This is a genomic window from Streptomyces sp. YS415 (genome assembly GCF_023544665.1).
In the GTDB taxonomy this organism is placed as follows: Bacteria; Actinomycetota; Actinomycetes; order Streptomycetales; family Streptomycetaceae; genus Streptomyces.
The window spans coordinates 151,343-168,803 of the sequence record NZ_JAMJFL010000008.1 but is presented as its reverse complement, the minus strand read 5'-3'; the positions used below and the strand labels follow the sequence as shown (position 1 = coordinate 168,803).

The window sequence follows — 17,461 nt, the reverse complement described above, 5'->3', positions numbered from 1 at the left end:
CGGGACCCGGCGCCGCTCGGCAGGTCTTACCCCTGGTCCTCCTCCGCGAGGACGCGCTGTGCCGCCGCGAACGCCGAGTTCGCCGCCGGTACGCCGCAGTAGACGGCCGTCTGGAGCAGCACCGCGCCGATCTCCTCCGGGGTCAGGCCGTTGCGCCGCGCCGCCCGCACGTGCATGGCCAGCTCGTCGTAGTGGCCGTGGGCGACCAGCGCCGTCAGGGTGATCATGCTGCGCTCGCGGCGGCTGAGCGTCGGGTCGGTCCAGATCTCGCCCCACGCGTAGCGGGAGATGAAGTCCTGGAACCGCGCGGTGAAGGGGGTCTGCCGGGCCTGGGCCCGGTCCACGTGCGCGTCGCCGAGCACCTCCCGGCGCACCTCCATGCCGCGGGCGGCGCTCCCGTCGAAGTGGGCGCGCAGAGCCGTCAGGACGGCCTCCGGGCACTGCGCGGGCGCCAGATGGGAGGCACCGGGGAGCTCCACGAGGGTGGCGCCGGGCACCGCGTCGGCGATCTCCCGGAGGTGGGCCGGCGGGGTCGCCGGATCCTCCCGCCCGGCGATCAGCAGGGTCGGCACGGAGATCTCCGCGAGCCGCTCGCGCAGGTCGAAAGCGGCCAGGGCGTCACAGCAGGCGGCGTACGCCTCCGGGTCGGCGTCGCGGTGGTCCTGGACGAGCCGCGGCACGGTGAACCCGGGTGTGAACCAGCGCGAGTCCGCCGCCCCGGCCAGCTCGGCGAGCCCCTGTGCGCGCACCCGCGCGGCCCGCTCCTGCCACGGCTTGGCCCCGTTGAAGTGGGCCGAGGAGCAGATCACGGCGAGCGAGGACACCCGGTCGGGCCGGTGCACGGCCAGCTGCAGCCCCACGGCGCCGCCCAGGGACACCCCGGCGTACGCGAACCGCTCGACGCCGAGCGAGTCGGCCAGGCGCAGCACCAGATCGGCGAGGTCGCCGACGGTGGCGCCGGGTCCGATCAGCTCCGCCGCCGAGCCGCCGTGCCCGGGCAGGTCCCAGCGGACCACCCGGTGCCGGACGGACAGCTCGGGCGCGACCGCGTCCCACAGGGCGTACGAGGTGCCCAGCGACGGGCCGAGCAGCAGCGGGGGAGCGGAAGCGGGGCCCTCGGCGCGGTGGTTGAGGAGAAGGTCGGTCAACGTCGCTCCAGGGCGCGGTCGGTGAGGGCAGCGGCGCTGCCGGTGTAGCGGACGGGGTCGGTGAGGTCGTCGAGGTCGATGCCCGTCAACTCCGGTTCCTGCACGAGGAGTTCGGCGAGGCTTCGGTCCTCGGTGTGGGTGCGCCGGGCCAGTTCCGTGAGCAGTTCCTTGGCGCGGGCGCGGCCGAGCAGCGGGGTGAGTGCGGCGGACAGCCGCTCCGAGACGATCAGCCCGTGGGTGAGGTCCAGGTGGGCGCGCATCGCATCCGCGTTGACCCGCAGCCCCTGGGTGAGCTCGGCCGCGTCCCGGGCGGCGCCGCCCGCCAGTCGGAGCAGCTCGCGCAGCGGCTCCCACTCGGCGTGCCAGGCACCGGCCGGCCGCTCGTCCTCGGCGGCCAGCGATCCGTACAGGACGGCCGCGAGCTGCGGCGCCCGCCGGGCCGCGGCCGCGATCAGCGTGGAGCGCACGGGATTGGCCTTGTGCGGCATGGCCGACGAACCGCCGCCGCTGCCCTCGGCGAGTTCCGCGATCTCGGTACGGGACAGCGTCAGCACATCCGCCGCGATCTTGCCCAGCGCCCCGGCCGTGAACGCCAGGCAGCCAGCCAGGTCGGCGACCGGCGTGCGCAGGGTGTGCCAGGGCAGGGTGGGCGCCGCGAGCCCGGTCTCCCGGGCGTAGGCCGCCACCAGCGCGGTCGCGTCCTCGGTGCCGTACGCGGTGAAGGCGGCCAACGTCCCGGCGGCGCCGCCGAGTTGGACGGGCAGCGACTCCCGTACGGCGATGACTCGGTCCCGGGCGTCCAGCACCAGTGAGCGCCAGCCCGCCGCCTTCAGTCCGAACGTCGTCGGTACGGCGTGCTGGGTCAGGGTGCGGCCGGGCAGGGCGGTGTCCCGGTGCCCGGCGGCCAGCCGCGCCAGCGCCGCCTCGGTGCGGGCCAGGTCGGCGAGGAGCGGGTCCAGGGCGCGGTGGGCGACCAGCATGGTCGCGGTGTCCATGATGTCCTGGCTGGTCGCGCCCCGGTGCACGAAGGGCCCGTACTCCTCGCCCACCGCCTTCGTCAGGTCGGCGACGAGGGGGATGACCGGGTTGCCGCCGGCGCGGGCGCGCCGCGCGATCGACGCCACGTCGAACCGGGCGGCGTCGGCCGCCTCGGTCACCGCCTCGCCCGCCGCGGCCGGGCCCTGGGCGCGGGTCAGCGCGGCCTCGGCGTCCAGGAGGGCCTGGAGGTAGGCGGTGTCGCCCGTCGCGGACGCGGCGGCGCAGTCCGCCCAGCCCGGACCGAGCAGCGCGTCGTCATCGGCAGAACTCACTGGAACTCCAGGAAGACCGTTTCGCCCTCGCCCTGAAGGCGGATGTCGAAACGGTAGGTGCCGTGCGGTCCCTCGGCGGCGATCAGCGTGGCGCGTCGCTCCGGATCCACCCGGGACAGCAAGGGGTCCCCGGCGAGCGCCGCGTCGTCGCCCGGCAGGTAGATCCGGGTGTACAGGTGCACGAGCAGGCCGCGCGCGAACAGGCAGACGCTGAGGTACGGCGCGCTGAGCCCGCGCGCGCCGGGCCGTAGCGTCCGCGCGCTCCAGTGGCCGTTGGCGTCGGTCTGCACCCGCCCCCAGCCGGTGAACTCCACGCCGTTGCGGCCGAGGAAGCCGCCGCTCGCGGGGTCGCGCCGCATGGAACCGTCGACCGCCGGCACCCGGCCGTCCGGGTCGGGGCCCCACAGCTCCAGGAACGCGTCCGGCAGCGGATCGCCCGCCCCGTCGCGGACGTACCCCTGAAGGGCGATCGTGTCCGGGTGGCCCAGCGGGGCGATGTCGCCGCCGCCGGGGAAGGGCAGGGCGTGGCCGTAGAAGGGACCGACCGTGTGGGACGGGGTCGGCAGGACCGTCTCGGGGCGACTGGTGTCGATCTTCGTCATGGCAGCTCAGCGCCCTTCTTCGAGCCAGGTGGCGTGCGGGCCGTCGAGCACGATGTCCCAGTGGTAGCCCAGGGAGAACTCCGGCACCGACAGGCTGTGGTCGTAGGTCGCGATCAGCCTCTGCCGGGCCGCGTCGTCGGTGACGGACTGGATGATCGGGTCGTAGGGGAACAGCGGGTCGCTGGGGAAGTACATCTGCGTCACCAGCCGCTGGGTGAACGCGGAGCCGAAGACCGAGAAGTGGATGTGCGCCGGCCGCCAGGCGTTGAGGTGCTGACGCCAGGGATAGGGGCCCGGCTGGATGGTGGTGAAGGTGTAGCGGCCGCTGTCGTCGGTCAGGGTGCGGCCGACGCCGGTGAAGTTCGGGTCCAGCGGGGCGTCGTGCTGCTCGCGCTGATGGGCGTAGCGGCCCGCCGAGTTGGCCTGCCAGATCTCGACGAGCTGGCCGCGGACCGGGCGCCCGTCCCGGTCGAGGAGCCGCCCGGAGACGGTGATGCGCTCACCGATCGGCTCGCCATGGTGCTGCCGGGTCAGGTCGTTGTCGATCTCGGTGATGTCCCGCTCCCCGAAGGCGGGGGAGGACAGCTCCACCAGCTCCGGGTCCTTGCTGACGTCGATCGCGACCGGCGGCTGCTTGGGGTGGCGCAGGACGGAGGAGCGGTACGGCGTGTAGTCGCGCCGCGGGTGGTGCTCGACCGGGGCGCCGCCGGCGATCCGCTTCTCGTAGGCGGCGCGCTCGGCCGCGATCTCCTGGTCGATGTCGTGCTGGGTGAGAGTCATGAGGTTTCCTCGGGGGTTCTCAGCGTTCGAGGACGAGGGCGAGGCCCTGGCCCACGCCGATGCACAGGGTGGCGACGCCGACGCCGGAGCCCTTGCGGGCCAGCTGGTGGGCGACGGTGCCGGCGAGACGGGCGCCGGAGGCGCCGAGGGGGTGGCCGAGGGCGATGGCGCCGCCCTGCGGGTTGAGGATCGCCGGGTCGAGGCCGGGCCATTCGGCGAGGCAGCCGAGGACCTGGGCGGCGAAGGCCTCGTTGAGTTCGAGGACGTCCAGGTCGGCGAAGGTCCGGCCCGCCTTGGCGAGGGCGCGGTGGACGGCCTCGACGGGGGCGAGGCCGAAGTATTGCGGGTCCAGGGCGTGCACGCCGGTGGCGGAGATCCGGGCGAGGGGTTCGCGGCCGGTGGCCTTCAGGCCCTCCTCGTCGACCAGCAGGAGCGCGGCGGCACCGTCGTTCAGCGGTGACGCGTTGCCCGCGGTGACCGTGCCGCCGTCCGTGCGGAACGACGGCTTCAGCTTCGCCATCGCCTCCGGTGACGCGTCCGGCCGTACGCACTCGTCGGCGCCGACGACGACCGGGTCGCCCTTGCGCTGCGGGACCGGCACGGGGGCGAGTTCGGCGTCGAACAGCCCCTCGGCCTGCGCCCTGGCCGCCTTCCGGTGGCTGTGCAGGGCGAACTCGTCCTGCTGCTCCCGGGTGATCCCGTGCTTGTCGGCGATCAGCTCGGCCGACTCGCCGAGCGGGATCGTCCACTGCGGTTCCATCCGCGGATTGACCATGCGCCAGCCGAGCGTGGTGGAGTACAGCTCGGTGTGGGCCGCGGGGAACGGCTTGTCGTTCTTGGGCAGCACGTAGGGGGCGCGGGTCATGGACTCCACGCCGCCCGCCACGGCGACGGAGGCGTCGCCCGCGGCGATGGCGCGGGCCGCCTGGACGACCGCCTCCAGACCCGAGGCACACAGGCGGTTCACGGTCACGCCGGGGACCGAGGTCGGCAGCCCGGCGAGCAGCGCCGCCATCCTGCCGACGTTGCGGTTCTCCTCGCCGGCGCCGTTGGCGTTGCCGAAGTAGACGTCCTCGATGCGGGCGGGGTCCAGCCGCGGGGTGCGGGCGATCAGCTCCCGGACGGCGTGGGCGGCCAGGTCGTCCGGGCGTACGGCGGCGAGGCCCCCGTTGTAGCGGCCGATCGGGGTACGGACCGCGTCCACGATGTACACCGGCTTCACAGCAGATCCTCCGCAACGGTCAGTTCGGCGTCGGTCTTCGCGACGATCTCGGCGACGCCCACGCCGGGCGCCGTCTCGACGAGCAGCAGACCCTCAGGGGTCACGTCGAGCACGCCGAGGTCGGTGATGACCCGGTTCACGCACGCCTTGCCGGTGAGCGGCAGCTCGCACTCCTCGAGGATCTTGGGGGAGCCGTCCTTGGCGGTGTGCGTCATCACCACGATCACGGTGCGGGCGCCGTGCACCAGGTCCATGGCCCCGCCGATCCCGGTGATCAGCTTGCCCGGGATCGCCCAGTTGGCCAGATCGCCGCCCGCCGAGACCTGCATCGCCCCCAGCACGGCGACATCGATGTGGCCGCCCCTGATCATCGAGAAGGACAGCGCCGAGTCGAAGAAGGAGGCGCCGGGCAGGACCGTCACGGTCTCCTTCCCGGCGTTGATCAGATCCGGGTCCACCTGGTCCTCGGTGGGGTACGGGCCGGTGCCGAGGATGCCGTTCTCCGACTCCAGGATCACCTCCACGCCCTCGGGGAGGTAGTTGGGGATGAGGGTGGGCAGCCCGATGCCGAGGTTGACGTACTGGCCGTCCGCCAGCTCACGCGCCGCCCGCGCGGCCATCTCCTCGCGTGTCCAGGCCATCAGCCGTTCACCGTCCCTCGTGCCGCGGGCGCGGAGACCGTGCGCCGTTCGATCTTCTTGTCGCCCGCCTGCTCGGGGGTGAGGGCGAGGACCCGCTGCACGAAGATCCCCGGCAGATGGACCGCGTCCGGGTCGATCGCGCCGGGCTCCACCAGCTCCTCCACCTCGGCGATCGTGATCCGCCCGGCCATCGCGGCCAGCGGATTGAAGTTCCGCGAGGACTTGCTGAACACCAGGTTCCCGTGCCGGTCGCCCTTCGCCGCCCGCACCAGCGCGAAGTCGGTGCGGATCCCGTGCTCGAGCACGTACTCGGTGCCGTCGAACTCGCGGACCTCCTTCGCGGGCGAGGCGAGGGCGACGCCGCCGGAGCCGTCGTAGCGCCACGGCAGTCCGCCCTCGGCGACCTGCGTGCCCACCCCGGCCGGCGTGTAGAAGGCGGGGATCCCGGCCCCGCCCGCGCGCAGCCGCTCGGCGAGGGTGCCCTGGGGGATCATCTCCACCTCCAGCTCCCCGGCGAGGTACTGGCGGGCGAACTCCTTGTTCGCGCCGATGTAGGAGCCGGTCACCCGTGCGATCCGCCCGGCCGCGAGCAGGACCGCGAGCCCGGACTCCATCGCCCCGCAGTTGTTGGACACGACCGACAACCCGCCGGTGCCCTGCTCGTACAGCGCCTCGATGAGCACGTTGGGCACACCGCTCAGCCCGAAACCGCCCACCGCCAACGACGCGCCGTCCGGCACGTCTGCCACCGCCTCGACGGCCGTGGCGACCACCTTGTCCATCCGTGAAGCCCCATCTCGTCCGAGCGCCCGGCCTGTAATTAGTCAGGGCACTGAGTATTTCAGCGAGGTGTCCCTCACGCTGCCACTGGCGGGCCGAAGCGTCAAGGCCTCGGAGAAACAGCAGGTAGTCGGTGCAGACGGGGAGCGTGAAGACCGGTATCGTTCCGTGCACCAACGAATTCGAGGACGGGAGCGCACATGGCCGCGGTGGATCTGGCCGGCCACCCCGGGCACCTGGCCCGGCGGCTGCAGCAGGCGCACTACCTGCTGTGGAACACGATGGTCTCGGAGGAGATCACCTCACCGCAGTTCGCCGTCCTGAACGCGCTCGTCGCCGAGCCCGGGCTCGACCAGCGGACGGTGGGGGAGCGGGTCGGGCTCGACCGGTCCACGATCGCGGAGGTCATCAGCCGGCTCGGCCGGCGCGGACTGCTGGACAAGGTCCGTGACCCGGCCGACGGCCGCCGCTTCCTGCTGCGCCTGACGGACGAGGGGGTGCGCACCCACCGCAAGCTCACCGTGCGCACGGCCCGGATGAACCAGGTGTTTCTCGCCCCGCTCTCCGCGCAGGAGCAGACCGTCTTCTTCGACCTCATCCGGCGGGTCGCGGACGCGGCCGAAGGGCTCCGCAACCCCGCGGAACCCCTGGGGGCGCCGCGCTGAGCAAGCCGCCCGGATGTCAGGTCGCCCGCGCGTACACCACCCACACCTGGCCCTCGGCGAAGGTCACCGGGCTGCCGTCCGGGGCCGTGAACGCGGTGCCGTCCGCGGGGGTCGCGCGCTTCCAGTCGGCGTCCCAGGCCCGCCCGTCGCGCAGCACCTTCGCCTTCCCCGAGCCCACCGTCTCGGTGTAGGGCGTGTAGTTGCCGAGCGAGTCGTGGTACGGGGATGTGCGGACCGTGACGTACTGCACGACGACGGTCGCCGGAGCCACGCGTCTGCCGTCCGTCTGCACGGTCGGCGCGCCGTCCTGCGAGACCAGCCAGCGCCCCTGCTCCGCGGACCAGGAGAAGGTGAACTCGGCGGCCGGGTAGCGGACCGTCTCCGAGGTGTCCGCCCGGCCGCCCGCGGGGGCGGCGCCGTAGCGGAAGCCGGTGGTCAGCGCGTCGGCGCCGGGCACCGAGGGCATCAGACGGGCCGGGCGCAGATACAGGTTGTGCGGGGAGGGCCGGTCGGCGCCGCGGTAGTAGGCGCCGTCGGTCGCGCCCGGCGGCTGGGCGTTGACGGGGGCTTTGTCGATCAGCGGGAGCAGCTTGCGCTGGGCTCCGGAGAACGCGAGCGTCGGCCGGTCGAACTGGCGCAGCAGTTCCAGGTCGGACTCGCGGGCGCTGCGCACCGGGCCGACGGTCTCGGGCAGCCGCGTCGCGTACACCGCCATCAGGCGGCTCAGTCCGCCCTCGACCTGTTCGACGTAGACGATGTCCGCGGCGTCGAGGCCGGTCTGGGGCTTGGCCCGGCGGACGTTGTCGATCTTCACGGCGAGTACCGGGGCCGGGCCGGCCGCCTCCGAGGTCCGGTCGGGTGAGCGTCCGTCGTTCCGCCCCTCGTCCGGCGAGGTGCAGCCCGCCGCCAGGGAGATCGTCACCGCCGTGGCCAGCAGTGCCGCGGTCGTCGCTGCGCGTCTCGTACGCGCCCTGCGTCTGATGCCCACCGACGCCACCCCGTTCTGTTGTCATGATTGTGCGCTTATGACTTCATTGATGGCCATACCCGCTGGAATCCGATCGACCGCTGCTATTGCACCGATCGGCGCACGCGTGGTTCGCGGTGAGCGCCCCGGGTACCCGGGGCGCGGATCCGATGGAGGGAGCCAGTGGCGTGAAAGCTGTGACATGGCAGGGAAAGCGGGACGTCCGAGTGGAGAACGTGCCCGATCCGACCATCCAGGAGCCCACGGACGCGATCATCCGCATCACCTCCAGCGGGCTGTGCGGCTCCGACCTGCATCTGTACGAGGTGCTCACCCCGTTCATGACACCGGGCGACATCCTCGGCCACGAACCCATGGGCATCGTCGAGGAGGTCGGCGCGGGGGTCATGGACCTCAGCGCGGGCGACCGGGTCGTGGTGCCGTTCCAGATCGCCTGCGGCGACTGCTGGATGTGCCTGAACGGGCTGCCCACCCAGTGCGAGACCACCCAGTGCACCGGCGAGGGCATGGGCGCCGCCCTCTTCGGCTACACCCGGCTGTACGGCTCGGTGCCGGGCGCGCAGGCCGAGTACCTGCGGGTCCCGCAGGCCCAGTACGGCCCGATCAAGGTGCCCGAGGGTCCGCCCGACGACCGGTTCGTCTACCTCTCCGACGTGCTGCCCACCGCCTGGCAGGCGGTCGAGTACGCCGCGGTCCCGCCGGGCGGCAGCGTCGCGGTGCTCGGACTCGGGCCGATCGGCGACATGGCCTGCCGGATCGCCCGGGCGCGCGGCGCCGGGACCGTGTTCGGCGTGGACCTGGTCACCGAACGGCTGCACCGGGCCCGGGAGCGGGGCGTGGAGACGTTCGACCTGCGGGACTTCGACAGCGAGAAGGAACTCGTCGCGGCCATCCGCGACCGCACCGACGGCCGCGGCCCCGACGCCGTGATCGACGCGGTCGGCACCGAGGCCCACGGCAGCGCCGCCGCCCGCCTCGCCCAGCAGGCCACCGGGCTGCTCCCGAGGGCGCTGAGCGGGAAGCTCGCGGAACGCTTCAGCATCGACCGGCTCGCCGCCCTCTACACCGCCATCGACCTGGTCCGCCGCGGCGGCACCCTCTCGCTGGTCGGTGTCTACGGCGGCACCGCCGACCCGCTTCCGCTGCTCACCCTGTTCGACAAGCAGATCCAGATCCGGATGGGCCAGGCCAACGTCCGCCGCTGGGCCGACGAGATCATGCCGTACCTGACGGACGAGGACCCGCTCGGCGTCGACGACTTCGCCACCCACCGGGTGCCGCTGACCGACGCGCCGCACGCGTACGAGATGTTCCAGCGCAAGCAGGACGGCGCGGTCAAGGTGCTGATGCAGCCCTGATCAGCCGCCGAGGATCTCCTCCAGGTCGTACCGGACCGGCTCCTCCAGTTGTGCGTACGTGCAGCTCTCCGGGGTCCGGTCCGGACGCCAGCGGCGGAACCGGGCGGTGTGCCGGAAGCGTGCCCCCTGCTCCATGTGGTCGTACGCCACCTCGCACACCCGCTCCGGTCTGAGCGGCACCCAGGACAGGTCCTTCTTGCCCGACCAGCGGCTCGGCGCCCCCGGCAGCCGGGCCGTCTCGTGCGCCGCCTCCTCGGCCCAGGCCGCCCAGGGGTGCCCGGCGACCTCGTCCATGCGCAGCGGCTCCAGCTCCTCGACCAGGGCCGCGCGCACCTTCATGGAGAACGCGGCGGACACCCCGACGTGCTGGAGGGCGCCCCGGTCGTCGTAGAGCCCGAGCAGCAGCGAGCCGACGACGGGCCCGCTCTTGTGCAGCCGGTACCCGGCCACCACCACATCGGCCGTCCGCTCGTGCTTGATCTTGAACATGGTCCGCTCGTCCTGGCGGTACCGGGAGGCCGGCGGCTTGGCGATCACCCCGTCGAGACCGGCCCCCTCGTACTCCTGGAACCACCGCTCGGCCACCTCGATGTCGGTGGTCGCGGGCGCCACGTGCACCGGCGGCGTCGCCCCGGCCAGCGCCCTGGTCAGCAGCGCGCGCCGGTCGGTCAGCGGTACGTCGAGCAGCGACTCGTCCGCCAGGGCCAGCAGGTCGAAGGCGACGAAGGAGGCCGGGGTCCGCTCGGCGAGCGTCCGCACCCGGGAGGCGGCCGGATGGATCCGCTCGGTGAGCGCGTCGAAGTCCAGATGCCCCTCGCGGGCGATCACGATCTCCCCGTCCAGCACGCACCGCTCCGGCACCCGCTCCTTGAGCGCCGCCACCAGCTCGGGAAAATACCTGGTCAAAGGCTTGGTGGTACGGCTGCCCAGCTCCAGTTCGTCGCCGTCGCGGAACACGATGGCCCGGAACCCGTCCCACTTCGCCTCGTAGTGCATGCCCGCCGGGATCGTGGCGACGGACTTGGCGAGCATGGGCTTGACGGGCGGCATCACGGGGAGGTCCATGGTCCGATTTTGCGCGGATCCCTCACGATTCGCCCGGTATGCGAGCTGTGGGAGGTGCGCCTACCGTGGCTCGCATGGGCGAAGCGGTGGAGCTGGAGGCGGGCGGACGCACGGTACGGCTGTCCAGCCCGGACAAGATCTTCTTTCCCGAGCGCGGTTTCACCAAGCTGGACCTCGCCCGGTACTACCAGGCCGTCGCCCCCGGCATCCTGCGCGCCCTGCGGAACCGGCCCACCACGCTGGAGCGCTACCCGGACGGGGTGAACGGCGAGAACTTCTTCCAGAAGCGGGCCCCCAAGAACATGCCCGACTGGATCCCCACCGCCCACATCACCTTCCCCAGCGGCCGCAGCGCCGACGAGATGTGCCCGACCGAGGAGGCGGCCGTGCTCTGGGCCGCCCAGTACGGCACGCTCACCTTCCACCCCTGGCCGGTGCGCCGCGACGACGTCGACAGCCCCGACGAACTCCGGATCGACCTCGACCCGCAGCCCGGCACTGACTACGACGACGCGGTCCGCGCCGCGCACGAACTGCGCGCCGTGCTCGACGAGTTCGGGGGACTGAAGGGCTGGCCCAAGACCTCCGGCGGACGGGGTCTGCACGTCTTCGTGCCGATCGAACCGCGCTGGACGTTCACCCAGGTCCGCCGCGCCGCCATCGCCGTCGGCCGGGAGATGGAGCGCCGGATGCCCGAGCAGGTGACGATCAAGTGGTGGAAGGAGGAGCGGGGCGAGCGGATCTTCATCGACTACAACCAGACCGCCCGCGACCGCACCATCGCCTCCGCCTACTCGGTGCGCCCCCGCCCGCACGCCCCCGTCTCCGCACCCCTGCGCTGGGAGGAGGTCGGCACCGCCCACCCCCGCGACTTCGACCTGGCGACCATGCCGGTCCGCTTCGCCGAACTCGGCGATGTGCACGCCGACATGGACGAGCACCGCTTCTCGCTGGAGGCACTGCTGGAGCTGGCCGCGCGGGACGAGCGCGACCACGGGCTGGGGGATCTGCCGTACCCGCCCGAGTATCCGAAGATGCCGGGAGAACCCAAGCGGGTACAGCCGAGCAAGGCCCGCAAGGAGGGGCCTACAGCTCCTTGATCCGGATGTCCCGGTACGACACCACGTCCGTCGTGCCGTGCACCTGGAGGCCCAGGTACCCGGAGGCGAACCGGCGTCCGTCCGTGCCGGGGTCGTCCGAGCGGGGCGGGGAGAAGTCCTGGCCGCCCAGGTTGTCGAACTCGTTGATCAGCACGCCGTTGCGGTAGACGGAGTAGTGCTGGTCCACCACCCGGATCTCGTAGTCGTTCCAGGTGCCCTTCTCGGTCACGCCCGCGCCGGCCAGGCCGACCCGGTCGAAGCCGTATATCGAGCCCGTCTTGTACATGTCGCCGTCGGGCCGGTCGAGCACCTGCACCTCGTGGCCGTACTTGATGGCGACCCACTCGGGACGGGTCTCCTCGGGGTGGCCGTGGACCCACGGGAAGCGCACGAAGACACCGGAGTTGGCGTTCCCGGTGCCCGGAGCGTCGTCACGCCACTGCAGGCGCAGCGAGAAGTCGCCGTACTTGCGCTCGGGGAACCACAGCATGCCGAGCCCGGCCCGGGTGGTGCCGCTGGTCATCGACCCGTCGGCGTTCAGGCCGAACGAACCGCCGCCCACGTGCTGCCACTTGGCGAAGGAGCCGGCGCTGCCGTCGAAGAGAGTGCGGTAGCCCTCGGTCTGGCCCGGCGTGCCGATACCGGACTGGCGGGCGGCCCTGGTGATGAGGTTGTACTCGCGCTGGTCGACGACGCCCGCCTTCAGCAGCCGGTCGAGGACCGTCTTCACATGCTTGAGGAACAGCGCCTGGGACGTCCACTCCTTCTCGTCCTCGATCAGCTCGTTGATCCGGCATCGGTTGGCGGTGAGCCGGTTCGGCACCCCGGAGTCGACCGTGCCGACGATGACCGTCAGCCGCTCGTCGTACTCCGGGCAGGGCGGCGCGGGCACCCCGCCCGCGACCACCGTGAAGCTCACCGTCCGGGCCGCGGAGGTGTTGCCCGCGGTGTCGGTCGCCCGGTACGCGAGCGTGTGGGCGCCCGCGCGGTCGACGATCACGGGCGCGGAGTACGCCAGATAGGGCCCGCCGTCGAGCGAGTACTCGATGCCCGCGACCCCGCCCGCGTCGGTCGCGCTGACCGTCACCTTGGCGCTCGCCACGTACGCGCCGTCGGAGTTGCGCGTGCCCTCCACGGTCACGCCCGTCACCGGCGGAGTGGTGTCCTGCGGCGGCGCCGCCACCACCGTGAACTGGACGCTCTTGTCGGCCGAAACGTTCCCCGCCTTGTCGGTGGCGCGGAACCGAACCGTGTGCGTGCCCGCCTGATGCACCATCACGGGCATGGTGTACGGCTGCCAGGCGCCCGTTCCGACGGCGTACTCGATGGTGTTGACGCCCGAACCGGTGTCGGAGGCGGAGACGGTCACCGTCGCCATGTCGACGTAACTGCCGTCGGGATTGCGCTCACCGCTCACCGTCGCCGAGGTCTCCGGCGGGGTCGTGTCGTCCGTGGGCGGCGCCACGACCGTGAACGCGGCGCTCTTCTCGGCGGAGACGTTCCCCGCCTTGTCCACGGCCCGGTAGCGCACCGTGTGATCACCGACGTGGTCCACCACGACCGGCGTGGTGTACGGCTGCCAGGCGCCCGTGGCGCCGATCGCGTACTCGACGCGGTCCACCCCGGAGCCGCCCTCGTCGGTGGCGTGGATCATCACGCTCGCCGAACCGACGTACTGGCCCTGGGAGTTCTGCGTGCCAGTGACGTGCGCCGAGGTTGCGGGCGCGGTGGAGTCCTCGCCCGTGCCCTCGGTGACGACGAGGATGCCCTGCATCTGGCCGTGGCCGGGAATCGTGCAGGAGTAGAAGTAGCGGCCCGGGGTGAGCGTGACCTCGGCGGTGTGGCGGCCGCCCATGTCGTCGCCCGGGGTCGCCAGGATGTTGAGCTGGACGTCGCTGTTGAACTCGGGGTCGCTGGTGGCGAACGTCAGCGTGTGCGGCATGCCGGTGGTGTTGCCGGTCGCCGCGCTGTTCTCGAAGACGATCGTCGTCGGGCCCGCCACGGCCGTGGCGGGGGCCGAGGTGTACTTGGTGATGTCGTCGCCCGCCGTCCAGGTGAGCACCTGCGCGGCGGCCGCCGCCTGTTCGGGCCGTGCGGTGGACGGCGCCGCCTGCAGCCCCAGCAGGACCAGTACGGCGGCCAGCAGGGCCGTCAGGAGTCTTCGCTGCCGCATCACTGTGCTCCCCTCGCCAGCTGACCGGCGGCCGGCGTCGGGCCGCCCCCGGTGTAGGTGATCCGCCACAGCGCGGACTTGGCGTCCGAGGTGAAGAAGCCGCGGCCGTAATCGAGGACGTAGAGCGCGCCGTCCGGACCGAACCTCCAGTCCATGAGGTTCTTGATGCCGTCATTGCCGACCGGCACGATCTTCTTCAGCGACTCCGAGTGCACCGGCAGTCCGCCCTCGCCGTGCGTCCTCGGGTCGGTGATGACCGCGTTGCGCGGCTGGTCGGCGTCGTAGAAGTCGCCGACGAACCACTTCCCGTCCCAGTAGGCGGGCCACTTGGTGGTGCTGGTGCTCGCCGGGTCGTAGCGGTAGACGGGGCCGTTCATCGCGGCCTGTCCGCCGCCCTTGAGCCACGGCAGCAGATACGTCGACTCCGCCTGCTGGTAGGACGGGACGCCGTTCGCGTCACGCGGGAAGTCCGGGGCGCCGCCCTGGGGCGAGTACCAGATGTTGTTGCCGGTCACCGGCGGCAGATTGACCAGGCCGTCGTTGTTCGGCGACTCGTTCTTCGGGCGGTCGCAGTCGTACCAGCCGAGCGGCTTGGTGGGATCCGGCAGATTGCGGTCCCGGTAGGGCTGCTTGTTGCCCATGCAGTACGGCCAGCCCCGGTTGCCCGCCTTGGTGATGACGGCGAACGTGTCGTACTTGGCCGGGCCCCAGGTCGGCGACGGTGCGCCGGCGTCCGGGCCGACCCAGCCCGCGTAGAGAATGTCGGTCGACTTGTCGACGAAGATACGGGCCGGGTTCCTGACCCCCATCACATAGATCTCGCCGCGCGTCTTGCCGCCGCCCTCGTCCGTCTCCCGGCCGGTGAACAGGTTCCCCTCGGGCAGGGTGTACGTCCCGTCCGGCTCCGGATGGATGCGCAGGATCTTGCCGTTGAGGTTGTTGGTGTTGCCGGCGGTGCGACGCGCGTCGGCGAAGGAGACGCCCTTGAAGTTCGGCTGCGGGTTGTTGCCCGAGTAACCGTCGCTGAAGCGGCTGGAGTTGTTGTCACCGGTCGCGATGTACAGGTTGCCCCGGGAGTCCCAGGCCATCCCGCCGCCCGCGTGGCAGCAACTGTGGATCTGCACCGGCCACTTGAGCAGCACCTTCTCGCTGCTCAGGTCGAGCTTGTTCGTCGCGAGGTCGAGCGTGAAGCGGGAGACCCGCCGCTCGGCCATGCGCGTGTCCCGGTTGATCTGTGCGTGCGGGGTCCAGTGCAGGTACACCCACCCGTTCTCCTGGAACCGCGGGTCCAGCTCGATGCCGAGCAACCCCTCCTCGACCTTGACCAGTTCGTCGCCGCCGCCCTTGTTGCCGAAGACGGTGAGCGCGCCCGCCCGGGTGACCTGCTCGGTCTTCGGGTCGTAGACGTGGATCTCGCCCTGGCCCTTGCCGATGTCCGGGTTGTTCCAGTCGGTGATCACCGGCTGGGAGGAGTCGGCGCCGCCGCGCCCGATGTAGAGCACCCGCCCGTCGGGGGCGGTGACCAGGCCGTGCGGTTCGCCGATCTGGTCGTTCTGGCCCGGCTGGTTGGGCCGGGTGAGCCGCTTGGCCGTGTAGTGGCCGGTGATGGTGGCCTTGCAGTCCGCCCGCACCAGCCGGGTCGTCCACAGCAGGGCGCCGCGCAGATGGGCGCGGAAGTCCGTCTCGTCGTAGGAGGAGACCGTGCCGCCCATGCCGGTGTAGAAGGACCGGCCGCCGTCGTAGTCACGGCACCAGCTCACCGGGTGGTCCCAGCCGTTGGCGCCCGCGCCCGGCTGGTAGGTCGACTCGCGCACCCGGGCGACGGTGTGCACGCTGCCGGTGGGGTTCTTCGTCCAGTTCAGCCAGCGGTCCGGACGCTTCCACTGCACCGGCAGGTCCTTGGTCGCCGGATGCGAACGGTCGCCGACCTCCACGGTCGCCCGCTGCGCGCCGGCCGGGCTGCCGGCCGCCGGCCGGGCACCGATCAGTCCGGTGAACCACTCCGAGTACGGCTCCGCGCGCGCCGCGTCGTGCAGGCCGACGAAGCCGCCGCCCGCCTCCATGTAGGCCTCGAGTCCCGCTTCCTGCTCGGGGTCGAGGACGTCGCCGCCGCCGGTCGGGAACACGATGGCGTTGTAGCGGCCCAGCTGGGTCTCGTCGGTGAACACCGAGGCGTCGTCCGTCGCCTCGACCTTGAAGCGCTGGTTCAGCGGGCCGGAGAGACCGATCTTCTCGATCGCCTCGATACCGGCGTTCACCAGGGGCGACTCGTCGCCGCCGGCGGCGGAGCCGTAGAAGATCAGCACGCGTACGTTCGCGCCGCCCGGGGGCGACTTGACGGACATCGTTGTCAGGCTCGGGTCGGGGGCCGGGCGCGCACTCGCGGCCGGGCCCGACAGCAGTCCTGCGGCGACGGCCCCGGCCGCAACGGCCGCCGCCCAGCCGCGTCTTGTTCTGCTCAACCCTCGTAAGCGCATGGGCACCTCCTCGGTCACAGCAACAGCGCCATGGAAGCTAGACCCCTTTGCTTCACTCGCCAATACCTATGACCACAATGGGCCGAACTTTGTCCTGAGTGTGGATAAACCGCTCCGGTCCCGCTACTGTCTCCAACTCCGTACCGGAACAGGGGAGTTCGGCATGGACAGACGCGGCTTCAACCGTCGGGTACTGCTGGGCGGCGCGGCGCTCACGACATCGTTGTCGATGGTGCCCAAGGCGACCGGTGCCGACCGCGCGGCACGTACGGCCGCCGCCGGAGGCGAGGTCAGACACCTCAAGCTGTACGCCGAGAAGCTCGCCGACGGTCAGATGGGCTACGGCTTCGAGAAGGGCAAGGCGACCGTCCCGGGACCGCTGATCGAGGTCACCGAGGGCGACACCGTGCACATCGAGTTCGAGAACACCATGGACGTGGCGGCGAGCCTTCATGTGCACGGCCTGGACTACGAGATCACCAGCGACGGCACCAGGCTGAACAAGAGCCATGTCGAACCCGGCGGCACCCGCACCTACACCTGGCGCACCCACGCCCCCGGCCGCCGCAAGGACGGCACCTGGCGGGCGGGCAGCGCGGGCTACTGGCACTACCACGACCACGTGGTCGGGACGGAACACGGAACGGGCGGCATCAGGAAGGGCCTCTACGGCCCGGTGATCGTCCGGCGCGCGGGCGATGTGCTGCCGGACATGACGTACACGATCGTCTTCAACGACATGCTGATCAACAACAAGCCGGCGCACTCCGGGCCCAACTTCGAGGCCACCGTGGGTGATCGGGTCGAGTTCGTGATGATCACGCACGGCGAGTTCTACCACACCTTCCACATGCACGGTCATCGCTGGGCGGACAACCGCACGGGCATGCTCACCGGGCCCGACGATCCCAGTCAGGTCATCGACAACAAGATCGTGGGTCCGGCGGACTCGTTCGGCTTCCAGGTGATCGCGGGAGAGGGGGTCGGCGCGGGTGCCTGGATGTACCACTGCCATGTGCAGAGCCACTCCGACATGGGGATGGTGGGGCTGTTCCTGGTGAAGAAGACGGACGGGACGATCCCGGGGTACGAACCCCACGAGCACGAGCCTCACGAGCACGAGCACTGAGGCAGGACTGGAGCGCTCTCACG

15 protein-coding genes are annotated in these 17,461 nt (G+C 71.7%); 4 read left to right on the top strand and 11 right to left on the bottom strand.

What is annotated here, in order from left to right; genetic code table 11:
* Positions 1–26 precede the first annotated feature (26 nt).
* The 7 genes from pcaD to M8H82_RS12800 are packed head-to-tail and all read right to left on the bottom strand — an operon-like array spanning position 27 to position 6,485.
* Complete coding sequence (gene pcaD / locus M8H82_RS12830) at positions 27–1,148, bottom strand: 3-oxoadipate enol-lactonase (RefSeq protein ID WP_250073283.1); 1,122 nt, start codon at positions 1,146–1,148, stop codon at positions 27–29.
* On the bottom strand, positions 1,145–2,458 hold the full coding sequence (gene pcaB / locus M8H82_RS12825; protein WP_250073282.1) for a 3-carboxy-cis,cis-muconate cycloisomerase: 1,314 nt from the start codon (positions 2,456–2,458) through the stop codon (positions 1,145–1,147). Before pcaB ends, pcaD begins: the two co-directional genes overlap by 4 nt.
* Positions 2,455–3,060 carry a protocatechuate 3,4-dioxygenase subunit alpha gene (gene pcaG / locus M8H82_RS12820; protein WP_250073281.1) on the bottom strand — a complete coding sequence of 202 codons (606 nt, stop codon included), beginning with the start codon at positions 3,058–3,060 and terminating at the stop codon, positions 2,455–2,457. Before pcaG ends, pcaB begins: the two co-directional genes overlap by 4 nt.
* Positions 3,061–3,066: 6 nt before the next feature.
* Entirely contained in the window at positions 3,067–3,840 is a 774-nt protein-coding gene (gene pcaH, locus M8H82_RS12815; protein ID WP_250073280.1) for a protocatechuate 3,4-dioxygenase subunit beta, read from the bottom strand.
* A 19-nt stretch (positions 3,841–3,859) separates the two neighbouring features.
* Positions 3,860–5,062: a thiolase family protein gene (locus M8H82_RS12810; protein WP_250073278.1), complete on the bottom strand. Its 1,203-nt coding sequence runs from the start codon at positions 5,060–5,062 to the stop codon at positions 3,860–3,862.
* Positions 5,059–5,703 (bottom strand): CoA transferase subunit B, encoded by a 645-nt coding sequence (locus tag M8H82_RS12805; RefSeq protein ID WP_250073276.1) that lies wholly within the window; start codon positions 5,701–5,703, stop codon positions 5,059–5,061. Before M8H82_RS12805 ends, M8H82_RS12810 begins: the two co-directional genes overlap by 4 nt.
* On the bottom strand, positions 5,703–6,485 hold the full coding sequence (locus M8H82_RS12800; RefSeq protein WP_250073270.1) for a CoA transferase subunit A: 783 nt from the start codon (positions 6,483–6,485) through the stop codon (positions 5,703–5,705). The genes M8H82_RS12805 and M8H82_RS12800 overlap by 1 nt, the downstream gene beginning before the upstream one ends.
* A gap of 198 nt (positions 6,486–6,683) precedes the next feature.
* Between M8H82_RS12800 and M8H82_RS12795 the strand changes: the two genes are divergently transcribed.
* A complete protein-coding gene (locus M8H82_RS12795) occupies positions 6,684–7,148 on the top strand; it encodes a MarR family winged helix-turn-helix transcriptional regulator (RefSeq protein ID WP_250073268.1) in 465 nt (154 codons plus the stop codon).
* 16 nt (positions 7,149–7,164) lie between these two features.
* On the opposite strand, the gene M8H82_RS12790 is transcribed toward M8H82_RS12795, so the two are convergent.
* Positions 7,165–8,130, bottom strand: a complete 966-nt coding sequence (locus M8H82_RS12790; protein WP_250073414.1) for a DUF3048 domain-containing protein — start codon at positions 8,128–8,130, stop codon at positions 7,165–7,167.
* 173 nt (positions 8,131–8,303) lie between these two features.
* Here M8H82_RS12790 and M8H82_RS12785 point away from each other — a divergent pair, with 173 nt between their 5' ends.
* The gene (locus M8H82_RS12785) at positions 8,304–9,494 is read left to right on the top strand and encodes a zinc-dependent alcohol dehydrogenase (RefSeq protein ID WP_250073266.1); all 1,191 of its coding nucleotides are present in this window, start codon (positions 8,304–8,306) and stop codon (positions 9,492–9,494) included.
* On the opposite strand, the gene M8H82_RS12780 is transcribed toward M8H82_RS12785, so the two are convergent.
* Positions 9,495–10,559 carry an ATP-dependent DNA ligase gene (locus tag M8H82_RS12780; RefSeq protein ID WP_250073264.1) on the bottom strand — a complete coding sequence of 355 codons (1,065 nt, stop codon included), beginning with the start codon at positions 10,557–10,559 and terminating at the stop codon, positions 9,495–9,497. It abuts the gene before it with no gap.
* 74 nt (positions 10,560–10,633) lie between these two features.
* On the opposite strand from M8H82_RS12780, the gene ligD reads away from it, so the two are divergent.
* The gene (ligD, locus tag M8H82_RS12775; protein WP_250073262.1) at positions 10,634–11,659 is read left to right on the top strand and encodes a non-homologous end-joining DNA ligase; all 1,026 of its coding nucleotides are present in this window, start codon (positions 10,634–10,636) and stop codon (positions 11,657–11,659) included.
* Here ligD and M8H82_RS12770 read toward each other — a convergent pair.
* Together M8H82_RS12770 and M8H82_RS12765 are read right to left on the bottom strand one after the other, a co-directional pair.
* Positions 11,646–13,832: an OmpL47-type beta-barrel domain-containing protein gene (locus M8H82_RS12770; protein ID WP_250073259.1), complete on the bottom strand. Its 2,187-nt coding sequence runs from the start codon at positions 13,830–13,832 to the stop codon at positions 11,646–11,648. The genes ligD and M8H82_RS12770 overlap by 14 nt on opposite strands.
* Entirely contained in the window at positions 13,832–16,309 is a 2,478-nt protein-coding gene (locus tag M8H82_RS12765; RefSeq protein ID WP_250073413.1) for a ThuA domain-containing protein, read from the bottom strand. The genes M8H82_RS12770 and M8H82_RS12765 overlap by 1 nt, the downstream gene beginning before the upstream one ends.
* Before the next feature lie 163 nt (positions 16,310–16,472).
* Between M8H82_RS12765 and M8H82_RS12760 the strand changes: the two genes are divergently transcribed.
* Positions 16,473–17,438, top strand: a complete 966-nt coding sequence (locus tag M8H82_RS12760; RefSeq protein ID WP_250073257.1) for a multicopper oxidase domain-containing protein — start codon at positions 16,473–16,475, stop codon at positions 17,436–17,438.
* The last annotated feature ends 23 nt before the right edge of the window (positions 17,439–17,461 follow it).

What these genes read in the sequence shown, in the direction of transcription:
- pcaG (WP_250073281.1), bottom strand. Translation starts at nt 3,060, where the DNA reads ATGACGAAGATCGACACCAGTCGCCCCGAGACGGTCCTGCCGACCCCG.
- pcaH (WP_250073280.1), bottom strand. Translation starts at nt 3,840, where the DNA reads ATGACTCTCACCCAGCACGACATCGACCAGGAGATCGCGGCCGAGCGC.
- M8H82_RS12805 (WP_250073276.1), bottom strand. Translation starts at nt 5,703, where the DNA reads ATGGCCTGGACACGCGAGGAGATGGCCGCGCGGGCGGCGCGTGAGCTG.
- M8H82_RS12800 (WP_250073270.1), bottom strand. Translation starts at nt 6,485, where the DNA reads ATGGACAAGGTGGTCGCCACGGCCGTCGAGGCGGTGGCAGACGTGCCG.
- M8H82_RS12795 (WP_250073268.1), top strand. Translation starts at nt 6,684, where the DNA reads ATGGCCGCGGTGGATCTGGCCGGCCACCCCGGGCACCTGGCCCGGCGG.
- M8H82_RS12780 (WP_250073264.1), bottom strand. Translation starts at nt 10,559, where the DNA reads ATGGACCTCCCCGTGATGCCGCCCGTCAAGCCCATGCTCGCCAAGTCC.
- ligD (WP_250073262.1), top strand. Translation starts at nt 10,634, where the DNA reads ATGGGCGAAGCGGTGGAGCTGGAGGCGGGCGGACGCACGGTACGGCTG.
- M8H82_RS12770 (WP_250073259.1), bottom strand. Translation starts at nt 13,832, where the DNA reads ATGCGGCAGCGAAGACTCCTGACGGCCCTGCTGGCCGCCGTACTGGTC.
- M8H82_RS12765 (WP_250073413.1), bottom strand. Translation starts at nt 16,309, where the DNA reads ATGCGCTTACGAGGGTTGAGCAGAACAAGACGCGGCTGGGCGGCGGCC.
- M8H82_RS12760 (WP_250073257.1), top strand. Translation starts at nt 16,473, where the DNA reads ATGGACAGACGCGGCTTCAACCGTCGGGTACTGCTGGGCGGCGCGGCG.